General features: G+C 68.9%; 26 protein-coding genes. 10 read left to right on the forward strand and 16 right to left on the reverse strand.

What is annotated here, in order from left to right; genetic code table 11:
* Positions 1–7 precede the first annotated feature (7 nt).
* The 3 genes from CAP38_RS10890 to ruvA are packed head-to-tail and all read right to left on the reverse strand — an operon-like array spanning position 8 to position 2,606.
* Entirely contained in the window at positions 8–952 is a 945-nt protein-coding gene (locus tag CAP38_RS10890) for an SPOR domain-containing protein (RefSeq protein WP_086121443.1), read from the reverse strand.
* A gap of 13 nt (positions 953–965) precedes the next feature.
* Complete coding sequence (ruvB, locus tag CAP38_RS10895) at positions 966–2,024, reverse strand: Holliday junction branch migration DNA helicase RuvB (protein ID WP_086121444.1); 1,059 nt, start codon at positions 2,022–2,024, stop codon at positions 966–968.
* A 3-nt stretch (positions 2,025–2,027) separates the two neighbouring features.
* Entirely contained in the window at positions 2,028–2,606 is a 579-nt protein-coding gene (gene ruvA, locus CAP38_RS10900; RefSeq protein ID WP_086121445.1) for a Holliday junction branch migration protein RuvA, read from the reverse strand.
* Positions 2,607–2,638: 32 nt separating this feature from the next.
* Here ruvA and CAP38_RS10905 point away from each other — a divergent pair, with 32 nt between their 5' ends.
* Genes CAP38_RS10905 through ybeY form a run of 3 tightly spaced genes read left to right on the forward strand, consistent with a single transcriptional unit; the run spans position 2,639 to position 4,520 of the window.
* On the forward strand, positions 2,639–3,619 hold the full coding sequence (locus CAP38_RS10905) for a PhoH family protein (protein ID WP_086121446.1): 981 nt from the start codon (positions 2,639–2,641) through the stop codon (positions 3,617–3,619).
* A gap of 11 nt (positions 3,620–3,630) precedes the next feature.
* Positions 3,631–4,065 (forward strand): MliC family protein, encoded by a 435-nt coding sequence (locus CAP38_RS10910; RefSeq protein WP_086121704.1) that lies wholly within the window; start codon positions 3,631–3,633, stop codon positions 4,063–4,065.
* Positions 4,065–4,520, forward strand: a complete 456-nt coding sequence (gene ybeY, locus CAP38_RS10915) for an rRNA maturation RNase YbeY (RefSeq protein WP_086121447.1) — start codon at positions 4,065–4,067, stop codon at positions 4,518–4,520. Before CAP38_RS10910 ends, ybeY begins: the two co-directional genes overlap by 1 nt.
* A gap of 10 nt (positions 4,521–4,530) precedes the next feature.
* Here ybeY and dtd read toward each other — a convergent pair whose 3' ends face one another.
* From dtd to tyrS, 3 genes are read right to left on the reverse strand one after another with little or no spacing between them, the layout of a single operon-like run.
* The gene (gene dtd / locus CAP38_RS10920) at positions 4,531–4,974 is read right to left on the reverse strand and encodes a D-aminoacyl-tRNA deacylase (RefSeq protein ID WP_086121448.1); all 444 of its coding nucleotides are present in this window, start codon (positions 4,972–4,974) and stop codon (positions 4,531–4,533) included.
* Positions 4,971–5,894, reverse strand: a complete 924-nt coding sequence (locus CAP38_RS10925) for a cation diffusion facilitator family transporter (RefSeq protein ID WP_086121449.1) — start codon at positions 5,892–5,894, stop codon at positions 4,971–4,973. The genes dtd and CAP38_RS10925 overlap by 4 nt, the downstream gene beginning before the upstream one ends.
* A 4-nt stretch (positions 5,895–5,898) precedes the next feature.
* A complete protein-coding gene (tyrS, locus tag CAP38_RS10930; RefSeq protein ID WP_256924428.1) occupies positions 5,899–7,101 on the reverse strand; it encodes a tyrosine--tRNA ligase in 1,203 nt (400 codons plus the stop codon).
* Positions 7,102–7,358: 257 nt separating this feature from the next.
* Here tyrS and CAP38_RS10935 point away from each other — a divergent pair, with 257 nt between their 5' ends.
* Positions 7,359–8,714 carry a M23 family metallopeptidase gene (locus CAP38_RS10935; RefSeq protein ID WP_256924429.1) on the forward strand — a complete coding sequence of 452 codons (1,356 nt, stop codon included), beginning with the start codon at positions 7,359–7,361 and terminating at the stop codon, positions 8,712–8,714.
* A 79-nt stretch (positions 8,715–8,793) separates the two neighbouring features.
* Here CAP38_RS10935 and erpA read toward each other — a convergent pair whose 3' ends face one another.
* From erpA to rplM, 5 genes are all read right to left on the reverse strand, one after another.
* Positions 8,794–9,159: an iron-sulfur cluster insertion protein ErpA gene (gene erpA, locus CAP38_RS10940; protein ID WP_086121452.1), complete on the reverse strand. Its 366-nt coding sequence runs from the start codon at positions 9,157–9,159 to the stop codon at positions 8,794–8,796.
* 80 nt (positions 9,160–9,239) lie between these two features.
* On the reverse strand, positions 9,240–9,638 hold the full coding sequence (locus tag CAP38_RS10945) for a polymer-forming cytoskeletal protein (RefSeq protein ID WP_086121453.1): 399 nt from the start codon (positions 9,636–9,638) through the stop codon (positions 9,240–9,242).
* 41 nt (positions 9,639–9,679) lie between these two features.
* Entirely contained in the window at positions 9,680–10,384 is a 705-nt protein-coding gene (locus tag CAP38_RS10950) for a DUF6776 family protein (protein WP_086121454.1), read from the reverse strand.
* Between the two features lie 95 nt (positions 10,385–10,479).
* Positions 10,480–10,872, reverse strand: coding sequence for a 30S ribosomal protein S9 (gene rpsI / locus CAP38_RS10955; protein WP_086121455.1), 393 nt, complete (start codon positions 10,870–10,872; stop codon positions 10,480–10,482).
* 12 nt (positions 10,873–10,884) lie between these two features.
* Positions 10,885–11,316 (reverse strand): 50S ribosomal protein L13, encoded by a 432-nt coding sequence (gene rplM / locus CAP38_RS10960; protein ID WP_086121456.1) that lies wholly within the window; start codon positions 11,314–11,316, stop codon positions 10,885–10,887.
* A 174-nt stretch (positions 11,317–11,490) separates the two neighbouring features.
* Here rplM and CAP38_RS10965 point away from each other — a divergent pair, with 174 nt between their 5' ends.
* Positions 11,491–12,405 (forward strand): 23S rRNA (adenine(2030)-N(6))-methyltransferase RlmJ, encoded by a 915-nt coding sequence (locus CAP38_RS10965; RefSeq protein ID WP_086121457.1) that lies wholly within the window; start codon positions 11,491–11,493, stop codon positions 12,403–12,405.
* 7 nt (positions 12,406–12,412) lie between these two features.
* Here the strand turns inward: CAP38_RS10965 and CAP38_RS10970 are convergent, their stop codons facing one another.
* The gene (locus CAP38_RS10970; RefSeq protein WP_256924430.1) at positions 12,413–12,982 is read right to left on the reverse strand and encodes a CAP domain-containing protein; all 570 of its coding nucleotides are present in this window, start codon (positions 12,980–12,982) and stop codon (positions 12,413–12,415) included.
* Between the two features lie 160 nt (positions 12,983–13,142).
* Between CAP38_RS10970 and paaA the strand changes: the two genes are divergently transcribed.
* From paaA to paaE, 5 genes are read left to right on the forward strand one after another with little or no spacing between them, the layout of a single operon-like run.
* Complete coding sequence (paaA, locus tag CAP38_RS10975) at positions 13,143–14,153, forward strand: 1,2-phenylacetyl-CoA epoxidase subunit PaaA (RefSeq protein ID WP_086121458.1); 1,011 nt, start codon at positions 13,143–13,145, stop codon at positions 14,151–14,153.
* Positions 14,150–14,464, forward strand: coding sequence for a 1,2-phenylacetyl-CoA epoxidase subunit PaaB (paaB, locus tag CAP38_RS10980; protein WP_086121459.1), 315 nt, complete (start codon positions 14,150–14,152; stop codon positions 14,462–14,464). Before paaA ends, paaB begins: the two co-directional genes overlap by 4 nt.
* 23 nt (positions 14,465–14,487) lie before the next feature.
* A complete protein-coding gene (gene paaC / locus CAP38_RS10985) occupies positions 14,488–15,333 on the forward strand; it encodes a 1,2-phenylacetyl-CoA epoxidase subunit PaaC (RefSeq protein ID WP_373271413.1) in 846 nt (281 codons plus the stop codon).
* A gap of 5 nt (positions 15,334–15,338) precedes the next feature.
* Complete coding sequence (gene paaD / locus CAP38_RS10990) at positions 15,339–15,863, forward strand: 1,2-phenylacetyl-CoA epoxidase subunit PaaD (protein WP_086121706.1); 525 nt, start codon at positions 15,339–15,341, stop codon at positions 15,861–15,863.
* Positions 15,864–15,885: 22 nt separating this feature from the next.
* Positions 15,886–17,001 (forward strand): 1,2-phenylacetyl-CoA epoxidase subunit PaaE, encoded by a 1,116-nt coding sequence (paaE, locus tag CAP38_RS10995; RefSeq protein ID WP_086121461.1) that lies wholly within the window; start codon positions 15,886–15,888, stop codon positions 16,999–17,001.
* A gap of 21 nt (positions 17,002–17,022) precedes the next feature.
* Here the strand turns inward: paaE and CAP38_RS11000 are convergent, their stop codons facing one another.
* From CAP38_RS11000 to CAP38_RS11015, 4 genes are all read right to left on the reverse strand, one after another.
* A complete protein-coding gene (locus CAP38_RS11000; RefSeq protein WP_086121462.1) occupies positions 17,023–17,622 on the reverse strand; it encodes an OmpW family protein in 600 nt (199 codons plus the stop codon).
* Positions 17,623–17,757: 135 nt separating this feature from the next.
* Complete coding sequence (locus tag CAP38_RS11005; protein WP_086121463.1) at positions 17,758–18,171, reverse strand: septal ring lytic transglycosylase RlpA family protein; 414 nt, start codon at positions 18,169–18,171, stop codon at positions 17,758–17,760.
* 7 nt (positions 18,172–18,178) lie between these two features.
* Positions 18,179–19,009, reverse strand: coding sequence for a methylenetetrahydrofolate reductase [NAD(P)H] (gene metF / locus CAP38_RS11010; RefSeq protein WP_086121464.1), 831 nt, complete (start codon positions 19,007–19,009; stop codon positions 18,179–18,181).
* The gene (locus CAP38_RS11015) at positions 19,006–19,755 is read right to left on the reverse strand and encodes a TlyA family RNA methyltransferase (RefSeq protein ID WP_086121465.1); all 750 of its coding nucleotides are present in this window, start codon (positions 19,753–19,755) and stop codon (positions 19,006–19,008) included. Before CAP38_RS11015 ends, metF begins: the two co-directional genes overlap by 4 nt.
* Positions 19,756–19,821 lie beyond the last annotated feature (66 nt).

Here is a 19,821-nt window from a genome sequence, read left to right on the forward strand (position 1 = left end):
CGCCGGGTCAGGGGCCGTAGACGCGGGCATCCAGCCCCAGCGCGCGGATCTGGCGCGCCGCCGCATCGGCCGCGGCACGGTCGTCCAGCGGACCGACCCGTATGCGCGTGAGGGTGCCCCGCGACGACTCGACCGGATCCACCAGCACCGGCAGGCCCGCATCGCGCAGCCGGGCTTCGGCCCGCGCGGCATTGGCCGGGTCGGCGAACATGCCCACCGCCACGCCATGGCCGCGCACCCGGACGCGGATGGCGTCGGCCACCTCTACCTTCTCGGGCTCTACCTTCGCGGGCTCGGGCGGGGCCACCTCGGCCCTGGGTGCCGGTTCGGGCGGCGGGGCCGGAACGGCCACCGGCGCCGGCTCCGCCACCACGGGCGCCACCGACAATGGCGGAACCGGCAGCACAGGCCGACCCCGGCTCTGCTGCCACCACCAGCCCGCAGCCGCCGACCCCAGCACCAGGTACAGGAACACCAGCAGCCCCAGCAACCAGGGGCCGCTGGCCTGCGCGGCCAGCTGCTCGCGGGCCTGCTGCACCGTGGCGGCCTGCCGCACCGCCTCGGTCATGCGCTGGCGCAACTCGCCGTGCAGCAGCACGTTGGCATAGAAACCCGGCAGCAACCACAGCACCGCCACCAGCCCCCCGGCAGCGATCCAGCGCCACTGCGCCGACCAGGTCGTCCACGGGCCCATCTCGAACCACAGGGCAGCGCCCAGCGCCGCCAGCAGCACTGCATACGAAAAGGCGGCGCCCCACAGCCGACGGTAGATCAGCCAGCCCAGGGTGAAGCAGGCGGCCATGGTGTTCCAGGCCGGTCCGGGCAGACCGACCTCGTCGAAACGGCCGAACACCTTCAGGTAATACGGCGCCCCCACCGGCCCCAGTGCAGCGCGGTACAGCGCCGTGGTGGCGTTGTCCTGCGGGGGCAAAGTGGCCGGGCGCGACGACATGGGAGCTGGTGGGTCAGGCCTCGGGTGGGAACAGCCCGCCTTCGGTGCGCGGCGGGCTCACACCCAGGTGGCGGTAGGCCGCCAGCGTGGCGGTGCGGCCGCGCGGCGTGCGCTGCAGGTAGCCCTGCTGGATGAGGTAGGGCTCGATCACGTCCTCGATGGTGTCGCGCTCCTCGCCGATGCTGGCGGCGATGTTGTCCAGCCCGACCGGGCCGCCATCGAAGCGGTGGATCACCGCCTCCAGCAGCTTGCGGTCCATCAGGTCGAAGCCCTGCGGATCGACGTCGAGCATCGACAGCGCCTTCTGCGCGATGTCGTGGGTGATGGTGCCGCTGCCCTTGACGTCGGCGTAGTCGCGCACCCGGCGCAGCAGCCGGTTGGCGATGCGGGGCGTGCCGCGCGAGCGCCGTGCGATCTCGAAGCCGCCTTCCTCGTCCATCGGCGCGTTCAGCAGCCGGGCGCTGCGCTGCACGATGCGCGAGAGCTCGGCCGGCGTGTAGAACTCCAGCCGGGCCACGATGCCGAAGCGGTCGCGCAGCGGGTTGGTCAGCATGCCGGCGCGGGTGGTGGCACCCACCAGGGTGAAGGGCTGCAGGTCGAGCTTGATGCTGCGGGCCGCCGGCCCCTCGCCGATCATGATGTCGATCTGGTAGTCCTCCAGCGCGGGGTAGAGGATCTCCTCCACCACCGGGCTCAGGCGGTGGATCTCGTCGATGAACAGCACATCGTTGGGCTCCAGGTTGGTCAGCAGCGCGGCCAGGTCGCGCGGCTTCTCCAGCACCGGGCCGCTGGTCTGGCGCAGGTTCACCCCCAGCTCCTGGGCAATGATGTGCGAGAGCGTGGTCTTGCCCAGGCCGGGCGGGCCGAACAGCAGCACATGGTCGAGTGCCTCGCTGCGCTTGCGGGCCGCGCCGATGAAGATCTCCAGCTGCTCGCGCACCTTCTGCTGGCCGACGTATTCGTCGAGCAGCTTGGGACGCAGGGCGCGTTCGATCGCCTCCTCTTTCGGGGAAGCCGGCGTGGCCGACACCACACGGGGTGCCGGGGCGAAGTCGTCGGTCTGGATGCCCATGGTTTACCGCGCCAGCGCCTTGAGCGCCTGCTTGATGCCCTCGGTCACGCCCACACCGGCCGGCAGGGCCTTGAGGGCGGCGGTGGCGTCCTTTTCGTTGTAGCCCAGGGCCATGAGGGCCTGCTGGATGTCGGCCGCCGCATCGCCCACGGCGCTGGCAGCGCCCAGGGCCGGCAGGTCGGCGCCCAGCTTGCCCTTGAGTTCGAGCAGCAGCCGCTCGGCCGTCTTCTTGCCGATGCCGGGCACCTTGACGATGCGACCCGCCTCCTGCGCGGTGACGGCCTGGGCCAGTTCGGTCACGCTCAGGCCGGAGAGCACCGACAGCGCGGTGCGCGGACCGACGCCGCTGATGCGGATGAGCTGGCGGAAGGCCTCGCGCTCGGCGGCGGTGGCAAAGCCGTAGAGGATCTGGGCGTCCTCGCGGACCACGAAGTGGGTCAGCAGGGAGACGGTCTGGCCGGAGGCGGGCAGCTGGTAGAAGGTGCTCATGGGCACGTCCACCTCATAGCCCACGCCGTGGCAGTCCACCAGGATCTGGGGCGGGTTCTTCTCCAGCAGCTGGCCGGTCAACTTGCCTATCATCGGGGCTCCTGTTTTGCCCCGGAATTATCAGCTTGATTCTCAGACACACCTTCAGCCCGCCGGACAACACCCGCATGGCCCACCTGTGCGGTCCGCTGGATGCGCACATCCGCGCCATCGAGGCAGCGCTGCAGGTCAAGGTGGCGCACCGCTTCGAGCAGTTCCGCGTCGAAGGGCCCAAGGCGCGGGCCGAACAGGCCATGGAGGCGCTGCAGGCGCTCTACGAGATGGCCCGCAAGCCCATCCCGGCCGAACAGGTGCAGCTGATGCTCAGCGGCGACACCGCCCTGGCCGAGCCGGGGGACGGCGCGCTGGCCATGCAGACCCGGCGCGGCGAGATCAAGGGCCGCACACCCAACCAGGCGCGCTACCTGGAGAACATGTCCACGCACGACATCACCTTCGGCATCGGTCCGGCCGGCACCGGCAAGACCTACCTGGCGGTGGCCTGTGCGGTGGACGCCCTGGAGCGCAGCGCGGTGCAGCGCATCGTGCTGACCCGCCCGGCGGTGGAGGCCGGCGAGAAGCTCGGCTTCCTGCCCGGCGACCTGGGCCAGAAGGTCGACCCCTACCTGCGCCCGCTGTACGACGCGCTGTACGACCTGATGGGGCACGACAAGGTGCAGAAGGCCTTCGAGCGGCAGCAGATCGAGATCGCGCCGCTGGCCTTCATGCGCGGGCGCACGCTCAACCATGCCTTCGTCATCCTGGATGAAGCGCAGAACACCACGCCCGAACAGATGAAGATGTTCCTCACCCGCATCGGCTTCGGCAGCAAGGCGGTGGTGACCGGCGACGTGAGCCAGATCGACCTGCCGCGCACCCAGCTCAGCGGGCTGATCGACGCCGAGCGGGTGCTCAAGCGGGTGCAGGGCATCGCGTTCTCGCGCCTCTCGAGTGCCGACGTGGTGCGCCATCCGCTGGTGGCCCGCATCGTCGACGCCTACGACGCCCGCACACCCGGTGCCGACGACGCCCCGCCGGTGCGCCGCACCCGCCGTCCCGCCGCCTGATGGAGGCCCGCATGAAGCCCACACCCCGTCTGCGTGCCAGCCTGCTGGGCCTGGCGCTGGCGCTCACCGCGCTGGCCGGCTGCGCCCAGCACCGCCACCCCGCCCCGGCCGATGCCGCCCTGCCCTTGCCGGCCACGATCGAGGGCGACCGCTTCCAGAGCCGTACCGTGCGCTACCAGTGCGAAGGCGGCACCCTGCTCGACGTGGTGTACCTCAACCTGCAGGACGGCCGTTCGTTCGCCACGCTGCACTTCGCCGGCCGCACCGCGTTGCTGCAGAACCGGCCGGCCGCCTCGGGCGCACGCTACATCGCGCTCGACGAGCAGCACAGCCTGCGCTGGCACACCAAGGGCATCGAGGGCACGCTGCGCTTCATGGAAGCCAGCGACACCGCCCGCGAACAGATCCTGCTGAACGATTGCCGGGCCCTGCCCGCCTACCGCTGATGGCCCTGCACCAACTCTCCCTGTCGCTGCAGTTCGGCGACCTGGCCGATGCCGCCACCCACCGCGCTGCCCTGCCCCGCCACAAGGTGGTGCGCTGCATCCGCCATGCGCTGGAGGCCGATGCCGAGATCACGGTGCGCATCGTCGATGCCGACGAAGGCCAGGCCCTGAACCGCGATTACCGGGGCAAGGACTACGCCACCAACGTGCTCACCTTCGACTACGCCACCGAACCCCTGGTGATGGCCGACCTGGTGCTGTGTGCGCCGGTGGTGGCCGCCGAGGCGAAGCAGCTGCGCAAGCCGCTGGCCGACCACTATGCCCACCTGCTGGTGCACGGCACCCTGCATGCCCAGGGCTGGGACCACGAGACCAGCGACGAGGACGCCGAGGCCATGGAAGCGCGCGAGATCGAGATCCTGGCCGGGCTGGGCCTGAAGAACCCCTACCGCTGAAGCCGACGCCTCAGGCCGTGATGCGCATCGGGATGGTCACCGGCCCGTCGTTGACCAGGTGCACCTGCATGTCGGCGCCGAATTCGCCGGTCTGCACCACCGGGTGCGCCGCTCGGGCCGCCGCCACGAAGGCGTCGTAAAGGGCACGCCCCTGTGCCGGTGGCGCCGCACCGGTGAAGCCCGGCCGGTTGCCGCCGCGCGTGTCGGCCGCCAGCGTGAACTGGCTCACCACCAGCAGGCCGCCCTGCACGTCCTGCAGGCTGCGGTTCATCTTGCCGGCCTCGTCGTTGAAGATGCGCAGCTTGAGCACCTTGGCCAGCAGCTTGTCGCCCACGGCCGGGGTGTCGTCGGGTTCGGCGCAGACCAGCATCAGCAGGCCATGGTCGATGCGGCCCACGGTCTGCCCGGCAATGTCCACACGGGCCTCGGTCACACGTTGCAGCAGGGCGATCAAGCGGTGTCCTTCGGGTCGTCGAAGTGCGCTTCCACGTCGGTGGGCAGCAGCTGGATGGTGGCGCGCAAGCCCGGCACCGCCTGCATCAGCGTGCGCTCCAGCCGGTTGCGCAGTTCGGCCGCATGACCCAGCGTGCAGTCGGCGGGCACATGCATGTGCAGGTCGACAAAACTGCGCTGGGCCGACTTGCGGGTGGTGACATGGTCGAAGCGCATCGGCGTGTGCGGTGTCTGCTCCGCGGCAAAGGCCGACAGCGTCCGGTCGATCAGGGCACGGGTCTCGGGCTCCAGCGCCTCGTCCATCAGGCCCTGGGCCGAGCGCCACATCAGGTGCACGCCTTCGCGCAGGATGTTGAGCGCCACGCCGATGGCCACCAGCGCGTCGAGCCACAGCCAGCCGCTGAAGTGCACCAGCACCAGCCCGACCACCACCCCGACCGAGGTCCAGACGTCCGACACCAGGTGCCGGGCATCGGCCTCCAGGGCGATCGACCGGTGCTCGTGGGCCGCGCGGAACATCACCCAGGCCAGCAGGCCGTTGAGTGCGGAGCTGCCGATGGACAGCGCCAGGCCCCATCCCAGTTGCTGGATGGGCTGCGGATCGAAGATGCGGTGCCCGGCGGCCCAGATGATGCCGAGCGCCGCCGCGATGATCAGCACGCCCTCGAAGCCGGACGAGAAGTACTCGGCCTTGTGATGGCCGTAGGGATGGTCGTCGTCGGCCGGCCGGGTGGCGATGGTCACCATGACCAGGCCGAAGATGGCGCTGGCCAGGTTGACCAGCGACTCCATCGCGTCCGACAGCAGGCCGACCGAGTCGGTGACGTACCAGGCCAGCGTCTTGAGGGCGATGGTGACCATGGCCACCACCACCGACGCCATCAACAGGCGCTTCGGGGTGAGCCAGGCCAGGGTCACCATGGCATCAGCCCAGCGTGATGCGAGCGAACTTGCGTTTGCCGACCTGCACCACATAGGTGCCGGCGGGGAGCTTCAGACCCTTGTCGCTGATGACGGTGCCGTCGATGCGCACACCGTTGCCGTCGATGAGCCGGTTGGCCTCGCTGGACGACGGCGCGAGACCGGCCGACTTGAGCAGGGCGGCAATGCCCAGCGGGGCACCGGAGAGGGTCACCTCGGGAATCTCGTCCGGCACGCCACCCTTGCTGCGGTGGATGAAATCCTGCTCCGCCGCGTCGGCTGCCGCCGCGCTGTGGAAGCGCGCGGTGATCTCCTTGGCCAGCATCACCTTGGCATCCTTGGGGTTGCGGCCGCCCTCCACCTCTTTCTTCAGGGCCTCGATCTCGGCCAGGGAGCGGAACGACAGCAGCGTGTACCAGCGCCACATCAGCGTGTCGGAGATGCTGAGCACCTTGGCGAACATGGTGTTGGGCTCTTCGGTGATGCCGATGTAGTTGCCCTTGGACTTGGACATCTTGTCCACACCGTCCAGACCTTCGAGCAGCGGCATGGTCAGGATGCACTGCGGCTCCTGGCCATATTCGGCCTGCAGGTGGCGGCCCATGAGCAGGTTGAATTTCTGGTCGGTGCCGCCGAGCTCCAGATCGGCCTTGAGCGCCACCGAGTCGTAGCCCTGCATCAGCGGATAGAGGAATTCATGCACGCTGATCGGCGTGCCGGCGGAGAAGCGCTGGTGGAAATCGTTGCGCTCCATCATGCGCGCCACGGTGTACTTGGCGGCCAGCTGGATCATGCCCATGGAGCCCAGCGGCAGGCTCCATTCGCTGTTGTAGCGGATCTCGGTGCGCGCGGGGTCCAGCACCAGGCTGGCCTGGCGGTAGTAGGTCTCGGCGTTGGCCTTGATCTGCTCCTGGGTCAGCGGCGGGCGGGTGCTGTTGCGGCCCGACGGATCGCCGATGAGCGAGGTGAAGTCGCCGATCAGGAAGATCACCTGGTGTCCCAGGTCCTGCAGCTGGCGCATCTTGTTGAGCACCACCGTGTGGCCGATGTGGATGTCCGGTGCCGTCGGGTCCAGCCCCAGCTTGATGCGCAAAGCTTGTCCGGTGCGCTCGGCACGTGACAATTTCTGCGCCCAGTCGGCCTGCGGGATCAGTTCTTCGCAGCCGCGAAGGGTGACGGCCAGAGCCTCCCGGACGCCATCGGTCATCTGGCTGGCGACCGGTGCCGACGTTTGAGTACTTATGGTTTCAGGAGGTGTGGGGCTCATACGCGTTTGTTCCGATGTGCATGCCGGCTGGCTGGCTATACTGCCCGCGCGGACCGACGGATTCTAGTTGGCGTGCTTCTTGCACGCCCGGAAAACGCACCCGGCCACCCTCGCCGCCGTGAACTCTCGGGCCGCCCGCCACTCATGATGTTGCGTGCTGCTCCCCTGTCAGACCAGCCACAACCGGAAAACAGGTTTTGAAGTCTTCGTCCTACTCCCCATGGGCGGCCCAGGCGGCCTCCCTCAAGCTCAGCATTGCACGCCACCCCCGCCGCATCATGGCAGGCATCGGTGCGCTGCTGCTCGGCACCGGTGTGACCGCCTTCGGCATTGCGCCGCTGGCCCCCGATGCATCCCAGCTGCCGGTACGTCAGGTGGTCGAAGCCCTCGACACCGGCACCGAAGGCGCGCGCATCGAGATCCTGCCGGCCTCCAGCACGCCCTGGGTGCTCTACCGCACCGACAGCACCCGCAGCGACGACACGCTGCAGAGCCTGCTGACACGGCTGGGCATCAATGACCCGGCCGCCATCACCCAGCTGCGCAACACCCCCCACATCCGCCAGATCGTCGGGCGCAGCGGCCGCCTGGTGCATGCCGAGGCCAACGAACGTCAGGAGCTGCAACGCCTGACCGCCCGCTGGGCCAACGCCGACGGCAAGACCTTCCAGCGGCTGGTGGTCGAATCCACGCCGCAGGGCCTGCAGTCCCGGCTGGAGACCGGCACCCTGACCGCCTCGGCCCGCCTGGGCAGCGGCGTCATCCGCTCCTCGCTGTTCGCCGCCACCGACGCCGCCGGCATCCCGGACAGCGTGGCCATCCAGCTGGCCGAGATGTTCTCCAGCGACATCGACTTCCGCCGCGATCTGCGCCAGGGAGACCGCTTCACCGTGGTCTACGAGAGCCTGGAAGCCGACGGCGAACCCATGACCGTGGGCCGCGTGCTGAGCGCCGAATTCATCAACGGCGGCCGCGCCTTCGATGCCGTCTGGTTCGAGGCCCCCGGCCACAAGGGCGGCTATTACAACTTCGCGGGCGAGAGTGCCCGCCGCTTCTACCTGTCGTCGCCGCTGGAGTTCTCGCGGGTCAGCAGCGGCTACGGCATGCGCTTCCATCCGGTCACCGGTCAGCACAAGGCCCACCTGGGCGTGGACTATGCCGCCCCCACCGGCACGCCGGTGCGCACCGTGGGCGATGGCACGGTCGAGTTTGCGGGCGTGCAGGGCGGCTACGGCAACGTGATCTACGTGCGTCACCGCAACAACCAGGTCACGGTGTATGCCCACCTGAGCCGCATCTTCGTGCGCAAGGGCCAGCGGGTGGACCAGGGCGAGCGTATCGGCGCCGTGGGTTCCACCGGCGTGTCCACCGGCCCGCACCTGCATTTCGAGTTCCGGGACAACGGCCAGCACCGAGATCCGCTGGTGATCGCCCGCCAGAGCGAGGCCATCCGCCTGCCCGCCGAGCTGCGTCCGGCGTTCGAAGCCGTCGCCCAGCAGCAGCGCATCACGCTCGAAGCCGCCGCCAACCTGCAGCAGGCCAGCGCGCAGTGATCCAGGCCTGCCTTGCGGCAGACGCCCCCAACGAAAAAGGAGCCCGAAGGCTCCTTTTTTCATGGGGCTGAAGCGCCGCTCAGACGCTGAAGCTCGAACCGCAACCGCAGGTGGTGGAGGCGTTGGGGTTCTTGATGACGAACTGTGCGCCTTCGAGGTCTTCCTTGTAGTCGATCTCGGCACCCACCAGGTACTGGTAGCTCATGGCGTCGATCAGGAGGGACACACCGTTCTTGGTCATGGTGGTGTCGTCCTCGTTGACCACCTCGTCGAAGGTGAAGCCGTACTGGAAACCGGAGCAGCCGCCGCCCTGGACGAACACGCGCAGCTTCAGGTCAGGATTGCCCTCTTCGGCCACCAGCTCGGCCACCTTGGCGGCGGCACTGTCGGTGAAGACCAGCGGGGCGGGCATGTCGGTCTGGATGTTTTCGGCAACGGCACTCATGGCAATCCTCTGTCAAACGGAACCGGGCACGGTAGGGCCGGCGATGCGGAATACTAAATCAGATTGCTCGGGAAATGGCTTCACTGGCCATTTGCCGCCAACAGCAGTGTGGGCTTTTCGCGGTTTTCGCCCGAGAGCGGCTTGAGCTGGCCGCTGATGGTGGCCCCCTGGTGCATCTCCAGCGCCTTGTAGGCCACATCCCCTTCGATGCAGGCCTTGGGCTGGAGCTCCAGCAGACCATGGGCCACCACAGGCCCCTTGACGCGGCCATTGATGATGACGTGATCGGCCTCGATGCGGCCGGTGACTTCGGCCACCTCGCTGACCACCAGGATGCTGACCTTGCCCTCGGCGGCCTTGATGTGCCCCACCACGGTGCCGTCCACGCGAAGCCCTTCGCTGAACGTGATGTCGCCTTCGATCCGGGTGCCGTTGGCGATCAGGCTCTTGATGGGGGGTGGGTTCTTCTTGCCGAACATGAGGACTCCTCTCGTGTGATGGGCCGGCGATCATGCCGTGGCTATAGCGCGAAAGTCTGCGTCGAGCGAACGGTGGCTCCCTGCAGCACCCGGGCGGTCACCGACCGGACCGACACCTGGGCCGGGACCGGAATGATGCCCTCGAGGCGCAGGTAACGGCGGATGGAGACGGGCTGACGCACGGGGGCGGACAGGGTCCACGGCTGACCTGCCAGCGTGCCGGTCAGGGTCACCTCCAGTGTGCCCTCGAAGTCGGGCGCCTGGCGTCCCGGCTGAATGACCAGCACCTGCCAGCGCCACTGGCCGGCGTCGGTCAGCTCCGCGTGCAGGCCCCGGATGTCCAGGCCCTGACCGCCCTGTGCGGGCAGCAGACGCTCGAAGAAACCCAGATCGGCCCGCAGCGACTGGTTCTCGGCTTCTAGGCTGCGCAGCTGCTGCTGCAGTTGCTGCTGGGCCACGCGCTCGGTGGTGATCAGGCTGTCGGCGGCACTGCTGACCGAGCGGGCAGCGTCCAGTTCCTCGCGCAGCTGCACCACCTCACGGCGCAGCTGCTGGAGTTCCGCCTGTGCGTGCCGGTCCAGGCCGGCGATGTCCTTGCCGAACTCGAACGCCCACAGCGCCACAGCCGCCGAAAAACCCAGCACGGTGGCCACCGCCAGCCAGCGCAACGGCCATGGCATGCTGCTGCGCACCGACATGCGCGGTGTGCTGGCAGCGAGTCGACGGCGCAGAAGTCGCAGTCCCATGCAACGCTTTCCAACCTAGGTAAGGAAATGCAGGCCCGAAATGCAAAAACCGCCCCAAGCTGAACTTGCGGGCGGTTTTTGAAGGGACATGCCGATCAGCGCTTGCTGAACTGCTTGCGACGGCGTGCCGAACGCAGACCCACTTTTTTACGCTCGACCTCGCGGGCATCGCGGGTGACGTAACCGGCCTGCGACAGCTGCGGCTTGAGCGCTGCGTCGTAGTCGATCAGGGCGCGGGTGATGCCGTGGCGCACGGCGCCGGCCTGGCCGGATTCACCACCACCGTGCACGTTGACCTGCACGTCGAAGGTCTCGGCGTGGTTGGTCAGCAGCAGCGGCTGCTTGGCGATCATGATGGAGGTCTCGCGGCCGAAGTAGGCCTGGATGTCCTTGCCATTGATCGTGATCTTGCCGGTGCCTTTTTTCAGAAACACGCGGGCGACGCTGGATTTGCGACGGCCGGTGCCATTGTTCCATTCACCAATCATCTCAAGGCTCCTTCAGATGTCCAGCACTTGCGGCTGTTGGGCGGTGTGCGGGTGCTCTGCACCGCCGTACACCTTGAGCTTCTTGATCATGGCGTAGCCCAGAGGACCCTTGGGCAGCATGCCCTTGACGGCCTTCTCGAGCGCGCGGCCGGGGTGCTTGGCCTGCATGTCGCGGAAGTTGGTGCCATAGATGCCGCCGGGGAAGCCCGAGTGGCGGTAATACACCTTGTCGAGGGCCTTGTTGCCCGTGACGCGGAGTTTGGCTGCGTTGATGATGACGATGTAGTCACCGGTATCGACGTGAGGCGTGTAGATGGCCTTGTGCTTGCCGCGCAGTCGGAGAGCCACTTCACTGGCAACTCGTCCGAGGACCTTGTCGGTCGCGTCAATCACAAACCACTCGTGCTTCACGTCAGCGGGTTTGGCGCTGAACGTTTTGGTCATGAGTTTGCTCTGTTACGAGGGTTTGGCGGCTCTTTTCCACGGTCGGTGGTCCTCTGTCGGGACCCTCTTAGGTGGGGTTGGATTGCTTCGCCGCGGAGCCAGCAGATCGCTGCGAAGCCCGCCATTGTACGAAATTGCGGCCAGACCGGCAATTTCCGGCGCTACCATCGCCCGATGTTCAGTTACCGCCACGCCTTCCATGCCGGCAACCATGCCGATGTGCTCAAGCACGTCGTCCTGCTGGCCACCCTGCGCCACCTGATGCACAAGGAGGCGGGCCTGACGCTGATCGACACCCATGCGGGGGCTGGCCTGTACCGGCTCGACAGCGACTTCACCGACAAGGGCGACGAGGCGCGCGACGGCATCGTCAAGCTGATGGGCGCGCTGCGGCCGGCCAGCGGTCAGCCGGCCGCCAGTGCGGCCGCGGTGGACGATTACCTCGACCTGATCGCCGGCTTCAACCCGTCCGGCCAGCTGCGCGTGTACCCGGGCTCGCCCTTCGTGGTGCACAGCACGCTGCGGGCCACCTCGCGCGACCGGCTGCGCCTTTACGAACTGCACCCCACCGACAGCCGCACGCTGTCGGCCAACATCGCCCAGCTCGAAGCCGGCCGGTCGGTGAGCGTGCACCGCGAAGACGGTTTTGCCGCGCTGCGCCCGCTGCTGCCGCCCCCGCCCGGCCCGGGCGGCTCGCGGCGCGCCATGGTGCTGATCGACCCGAGCTACGAGATCAAGAGCGATTACCACAAAGTGAGCGCCTGCATACAGGAGAGCCTCAAGCGCTTCCCCACCGGCTGCTACCTGGTCTGGTACCCGGTGATCCCGCGTCCCGAGGCGCACGACCTGCCGCGGCGGCTGCGCACCCTGGCCAACCAGGCGCAGCGGCCCTGGCTGCACGCCACCCTGGCGATCGGCCAGGACCCGACCCACGGCCCGGACGACCGCCCGGGCCTGACCGCCAGCGGCATGTTCGTGATCAACCCGCCTTACACCCTGAAGGCCCAGCTGCAGGAAGCCCTGCCGGTGCTGCTGGAGGTGCTGGGGCGCGGACGCGGTCAGGCACAGACGCTGGAAGCTGGCGGCTGAATCCGCGTCATTCCCGGCCCAGCACCATGGTCCAGTAGCGGCCCCAGGTGGTGCCGTCGCGCTGCACGCAGGCCACCGCCACCTCGGCGAAGTCGCGCTTCATCAGGTTCACGCAGTGGCCCGGGCTGGCCAGCCAGCCCTCCACGACCTCGTCCACGCTCTGCGGCCCGGCCGCGAGGTTCTCGCCCACCACCGACCACGGATAGCCCTGGGCCAGCACCCGCTGCGGCACCGAGCGGCCGTCGCGGCCGGTGTGCGACATGTAGTCCAGCCGCGCCATGTCGGCCGAGTGGCCCTGCGCTGCAGCGAACAGCCGACGCTCCCATTGCAAGGGGGGGGCCGCGGCCATCGGCTGGCTGCCGCACACCCGGGACGCTGCACGGGCCCGGTTCACCGCCTGCAGCAGGGTGGTGCGAAAGGCCGGCAAGTCACAACGGTCCTGGGCCGCGGGCTCGCTGCCGGTCCGGCCGGGCTCCGGCCGCACCTCGGCACCCGCCGGCAACACCATCGACACCAGCGCAGCCAGCCCCGCCGCCATCAGGCGCCGTCGCCACGTGCACAGGTTCCGGAACTGCATGCCGCGATGGTGCGCCGGCGGCCATCTCCCCGCCGTCGACCGGGCTTCATCCGACCATGCGACACGGGCATTGCAATTAACCGACCGATCGGTTGGGTAACTGGCTATACTGCGACCCAGCCGGCACCGATGGCGGGCCGAGCACCCCGAGGAGACAGCCATGTACACCCAGTCGTTCAACGTGCCCGACGGCGGCACCCCCACGCTGCAGGCCGTGTCGGTCCCGGTCGATGCCGACCTGCAGGCGCGCTTCGATGCGGTCATCGACGCCGACGGCAAGATCGAGCCGCGCGACTGGATGCCCGAGGCCTACCGCAAGACGCTGGTGCGCCAGATCAGCCAGCACGCGCACTCCGAGATCGTGGGCATGCTGCCCGAGGGCAACTGGATCAGCCGCGCGCCCAGCCTCAAACGCAAGGCGATTCTGGTGGCCAAGGTGCAGGACGAAGGCGGCCACGGCCTGTACCTCTACAGCGCGGCCGAGACCCTGGGCACCAGCCGCGACCAGATGTTCGACGCGCTGCACTCGGGCAAGGCCAAATACAGCTCCATCTTCAACTACCCCACCCTGACCTGGGCCGATGTGGGCGTGGTCGGCTGGCTGGTGGACGGCGCGGCGATCATGAACCAGATCCCGCTGTGCCGCTGCAGCTTCGGGCCGTATGCGCGCGCCATGATCCGCGTCTGCAAGGAAGAGAGCTTCCACCAGCGCCAAGGCTTCGAGTCGCTGATGACCATGATGCAGGGCACGGCCGAGCAGAAGGCCATGGTGCAGGACGCGGTGAACCGCTGGTGGTGGAAGTGTCTGGCGATGTTCGGCCCGCCCGACGCCGACAGCCCCAACAGCGTGCAGGGCATGCGCTGGGGCATCAAGCGCATCAGCAACGACGACCTGCGCCAGAAGTTCGTCGACGCCACCGTGCCGCAGGCCCAGGTGCTGGGCGTCACCCTGCCCGACCCCGACCTGAAATGGAACGCCGAGCGCGGCCACCACGATTTCGGTGCCATCGACTGGGACGAGTTCTGGCAGGTGGTCAACGGCAACGGCCCGTGCAACCAGGAACGCCTGGCCACCCGGGTCAAGGCCTGGGAAGACGGCGCCTGGGTGCGCGAGGCCGCGCTGGCCCATGCCCGCAAGCAGGAGCAACGCGCCCGCAAGGAGGCCGCATGAGCACGACCCCGGACACCGGAACCCCGGCCATGAAGGAATGGCCGCTGTGGGAAGTCTTCGTGCGCAGCAAGCAGGGCCTGGAGCACAAGCACTGCGGCAGCCTGCACGCCAGCGACGCCCGCCACGCCCTGCAGATGGCGCGCGATGTGTACACCCGCCGCCAGGAAGGCGTGAGCATCTGGGTGGTGCCCTCGGCCAGCATCGTGGCCAGCGAGCCCGACAGCAAGGACAGCTTCTTCGATCCGTCGGCCGACAAGGTGTACCGCCATCCCACCTTCTACGAGATCCCTGAGCGCGTGGGGCACATGTGATGGACGCCGCCACCACCGCCGAAGTGGCCACCCGCACCGCGCCGGTCGACTACCTGCTTCAGCTGGCCGACGACGCCCTGGTGCTGGGCCAGCGCAATGCCGAATGGTGCGGCCACGGCCCCATCCTGGAAGAAGACCTGGCCCTGGCCAACCACAGCCTGGACCACCTGGGCCTGGCCCGGCTGCTCTACCAGCATGCCGCCACCTGCATCGAGGCCGATGCCGGTGAGCAGGCCCGCTTTGCCCACCTGCAGGGCGCCCGCCACGGTGGCGTGGTGACCGAGGACACCCTGGCCTACTTCCGCGACGCCCGCGAGTTCCGCAACCACACGCTGGCCGAACTGCCGCACCACGGCCCGCTGGCCGGCCCGGCCCGCACCGACCGCGACTTCGCCACCACGGTGGTGCGCAACTTCCTGTTCAGTGCGCTCACCGTGCCGCTGTGGACCGCCCTGCAGGACAGCGCCGATGCGCAGCTGGCCGGCATCGCCGCCAAGTCGCTCAAGGAGGCGCGTTACCACCAGCGCCACGCCGGCGACTGGCTGGTGCGGCTGGGCGACGGCACCGACGAATCGCATGCCCGCACCCAGGCCGCGCTGAACCACCTGATGCCGTTCTGCCAGGAGTTCTGGGTGCCCAGCGAGGCCGAACAGCAGGCCGTGGCCAGCGGCACCGGCGTGGCCTTGTCCAGCCTGCGCGAGGCCTGGAATGCCACGGTGGACGCCGCCCTGGCCCAGGCCACGCTGCAGCGCCCGGCCGACGGCGGCTTCGTGCCCACCGGCAAGCGGGGCGTGCACTCCGAACACATGGGCTTCCTGCTGGCCGAGATGCAGAGTCTGGCCCGCGCCCACCCCGACGCCGTGTGGTGACGGTCATGACCGTGGCGCACGATGAAAGCCTGGCGCCGCTGTGGGCGGTGCTGGAGCCGCTCACCGACCCCGAGATCCCGGTGGTGAGCCTGCGCGAGCTGGGCATCCTGCGCGAGGTCCGGATGGGCAGCGACGGTCAGGCCGAGGTGGTGATCACCCCCACCTACAGCGGCTGTCCGGCCATGGGGCAGATCGAGGACGACGTGCGCGCCGCCATCGCCACGGCCGGCCTGCAGGCCCGGGTGGTGACGCAGCTCTCGCCGGCCTGGACCACCGACTGGATGACCCCGGCCGCCCGCGAGAAGCTGCGCGCCTACGGCATTGCGCCGCCGCAGTGCAGCAGCGCACCCACCGGCCACGCCAACGTGATCCGTTTTGCACCGCCGCCCTGCAGCACGCAGCCGATTGCCTGTCCGCAGTGCGGCTCCACGCGCACCACCGAGACATCGCCCTTCGGATCGACCGCCTGCAAGGCGCTCTACCGCTGTCTGGACTGCCTGGAGCCGTTCGACTACTTCAAACCCTACTGACCGGTAGCTCCGGGTCCCACGCATGAGCGCCACCGCCACCGCACCTTCCCCCACCGCCGCCCGGTTCCACGAACTGCGCATCGCCCGCGTGCAGCCCGAAGCCGGCGAGGCGGTGGCCGTCACGCTGTCGGTGCCGGCAGCGCTGCGCGAGGTGTTCGCCTTCGAGCCCGGCCAGTTCCTCACGGTGCGCGCCACCATCGACGGGCAGGAGGTTCGACGCAGCTACTCCATCAGCAGCCCCCGCAGCCAGTACCGCGAACGCGGTGAACTGACCCTGGGCATCCGCGCGGTGGAAGGCGGCGTGTTCTCTAACTGGGCCGCCCGCACGCTGCAGGCCGGCATGACCCTGCAGGCCATGCCGCCGGACGGGCGCTTCACGGTGCAGCGGCCGCGTGCGCTGCACCGGGTGGGCTTTGCGGCCGGCTCGGGCATCACGCCCATCCTGTCCATCCTGCACAGCACGCTCGAAGAGTCGCCCCAGGCCAAGTTCACCCTGGTCTATGGCAACCGCCGCATGGGCAGCGTGATGTTCAACGAAACGCTGCAGGACCTGAAGGACCGCTACCGCGACCGCCTGACCCTGGTGCATGTGCTCTCTCGCCAGGCGCAGGAGGTGCCGCTGCTCGAAGGCCGCATCGACGGCGACAAGGTGCGCGCCCTGCTGTCCACCCTGCTGCCGGTGCCCAGCCTGGACGAGGTGTTCATCTGCGGCCCGGAGGCCATGATCGACGCCACCGAGACCGCGCTGCGCGAGGCCGGCGTCAGGCCCGAGCGCATCCACACCGAACGCTTCAGCAGCGGCGCTGCGCCGGCCCCGGTCCGGCCGCGGCGCGAGGCGCATGCGGCCGACGGCTCCGGCAGCGTGGCTCTGACCGTGCTGCTCGACGGCAAGGCCCACCAGCTGCGCATGGAACCCGACGAGCATGTGCTGGACGTGGCGCTCGATGCCGGACTCGACCTGCCCTGGTCCTGCCGGGGCGGCGTGTGCTGCACCTGCCGCGCCAAGGTGATGGAGGGCGCGGTGGTGATGGACAAGAACTTCACCCTGGAGCCGTGGGAAGCCGAGCAGGGCTTCGTGCTCAGCTGCCAGGCCCGGCCCACCACCGACCGGGTGGTGGTGAGCTTCGACGAGCGCTGACGCGCCCGTCGCAGGCCCGCGTCAGAAACGCCAGCCCAGACCCACGCCGACCAGCACCGGGTCGATCTTGAAGGTGCCGGCACGGGCACCACCGGCGAACACGTCGGTCTGGATGTAGACCTTCTTCACTTCGATGTTGAAGTACAGGTCCTTGGCGAGCGGAATGTCCACGCCCACCTGCAGTGCGCCGCCCCAGCTGTTGCGGTCGATGGTCGCGCCCCCGTTCAACAGGTTCACCGAGCTGAAGCGCGTGTAGTTCACGCCCGCGCCCACATAGGGCTTGATGCCGCTGGCGGTGTTGAAGTGGTACTGCAGCGTGAGGGTGGGCGGCAGGTGCTTGAGGGTGCCGATGGCCGTGCCGTTGGACGACACGGTCTGTTTCTGCGGCACGGTGAGCACCAGCTCGGCCGCCAGGTTGGGGGTGAAGAAGTACGAAAAATCGACTTCCGGCAGCGTCTTGTTGTTGATGGTCAGGCCCAGGCCGGTGCTGTCCTTGTTGGACGAATCGAGGTGCACCGCGCGGGCACGGACCAGCAGATCGCCGGCCTGGAAGTCCTGGGCGAAGGTGGTGCCACCAGCCAGCAGGAGGGCCGTGGCCAGGGCGAGAGAAGAGCGTTTCATGGCGTTGTATGGATCGGTCCGGGAACATTCCCGCGCTCCATTACAGGGGCCCTGCCGCACCGGTTTGTTGCGCTGCATCAAACCGACCGGCACAGGTGGGCGGCGGCCTGCCGCCGGTTTGACCCAGGTCAAACCTCAGTCGCGCAGCAGTATCACCGGCGCCACACCGGCCCTCAGCAGACCGATGCGGGTGGCCGCCGCCCGGCTCAGGTCGATCACGCGGCCGCCGATGTGGGGTCCCCGGTCGTTGATGCGCACCACCACCTCCTGGCCGTTGGCCGGATTGCGCACCCGCACCAGGGTGCCGAACGGCAGGGTGCGGTGGGCGGCGGTGAGGGCATTGGGATCGAAGGTCTCGCCGCTGGCGGTCTTGCGCCCCTGAAACCCATCGCCATACCAGGACCCGATGCCGCGCTCGATCTCGCGCGGGTCGGTGCGCTCGGCGGCGGGCGGAACCGCCGGCACCGGCACCGGTGCCCGCGTGGCACAACCCGCCAGCCACAACGCCGGCATCAGCACACCCCACAGCAGGACACGGTGCGTGGCCATGGCAGCGTCAGAGCGGCTGCAGGCGCTGGACGATCTCCAGCGTGGCCGCGCTCTGGTTCATGGTGTAGAAGTGGATCGCCGGCACGCCGCCGTTGCGCAGCTGGTCGCACAGGTCGGTCACCACGTCGAGGCCGAAGGCGCGGATGGACGCGGCGTCGTCACCGAAGGACTGCAGGCGCAGCCGGATCCAGCGCGGGATCTCGGCGCCGCAGGCATCCGAGAAGCGCATCAGCTGGGTCGAGCTGGTGATGGGCATGATGCCCGGCACCACCGGCACGTCGGCACCGAGCCGGTAGGCGTCGTCCACGAACCGGAAGTAGGCGTCCGAGTTGTAGAAGTACTGGGTGATGGCCGAGTTCGCGCCGGCCTTGACCTTGGCGGCGAAGGCCTGCAGGTCGGACTCGGGCGAGCGGGCCTGCGGGTGCACCTCGGGGTAGGCCGCCACCTCGATGTGGAAGTCCGAGCCGGTCTCGGCGCGGATGAAGGCCACCAGGTCGCTGGCGTACTGGAACTCGCCACCGGCCCCGTACCCGCTGGGCAGGTCGCCGCGCAGGGCCACCAGGCGCTTCACGCCCATGGCCTTGAGGGTGGCCAGCTGCTCGCGCACCGAGGCCCGTGTGGCACCGATGCACGAGAAGTGCGAGGCCGCGTCCACGCCCTCGGCCAGGATCTCGCGCACCGTGCCGAAAGTGCCTTCCTGGGTGGAGCCGCCGGCGCCATAGGTCACCGAGCAGAACTCGGGCTGCAGGGCATACAGCTGCCGGCGCACGCCACGCAGCTTCTCGGCCCCTTCGGGCGTCTTGGGCGGAAAGAATTCAAGACTGATGGGCAGGCTCACAGAGGCCTCCTGACAAAAACAAAGAACTCGCGGTTGCCGTCACCCCCGGTGATCGGGCTGTCGAAGTAGTCGCGCAGCTCCAGCCCCAGGGCCGTGAGTGCGTCGGTGATGCGCTGGCGCACCAGCGGGTAGCTCTCGGCGCTGCGCACCAGGCCCCCCTTGCCGATGTGGGAGGGCTGCAGCTCGAACTGCGGCTTGACCAGCATCAGGCCGTGTCCGCCCGGTGCCATCAGGGGCACCAGCGCCGGCCAGACCAGGGTCTGCGAAATGAACGACAGGTCGCCCACCAGCAGATCGAACAGCGGCGGCACGCCCACGGCGGCGGGCGTCAGATCGCGGGCATTGAGGTGCTCGATGCACACCACGCGCGCATCGCTGCGCAAGCTGGGGTGCAGCTGACCCGAACCCACGTCCACACCCACGACCTGCGCCGCACCGCGCTGCAGCAGGCAGTCGGTGAAGCCGCCGCTGCTCTGCCCCACATCGAGGCAGCGCAGCCCGGCCACCGGCAGGCCCACGTGGTTCAGCGCGCCGTCGAGCTTGAGGCCACCGCGCGAGACGAAACGCGTCTCGGCGCTGTCCACCAGCTCGAGTTCGGCCGACTCCGGCACCTCCTCGCCATTCTTGGTGACGGTGCGCCACACGCCGCCCGGCAGGCGCCAGCGCACACCGGCAGCCACCAGGCGCTGCGCCTGCGACCGCGAGGCCGCCAGCGCACGTTCCACCAGAAGCTGGTCCACCCTCATGCGAACACAGACCGTTTCGTCCGGGGTACCGTGGGTCCGGCTCCGCCGGCCCGCTGGCACCGCCCC

Origin of the sequence: Hydrogenophaga sp. IBVHS2, from assembly GCF_002127215.1 — a bacterium.
GTDB lineage: Bacteria > Pseudomonadota > Gammaproteobacteria > Burkholderiales > Burkholderiaceae_C > Hydrogenophaga.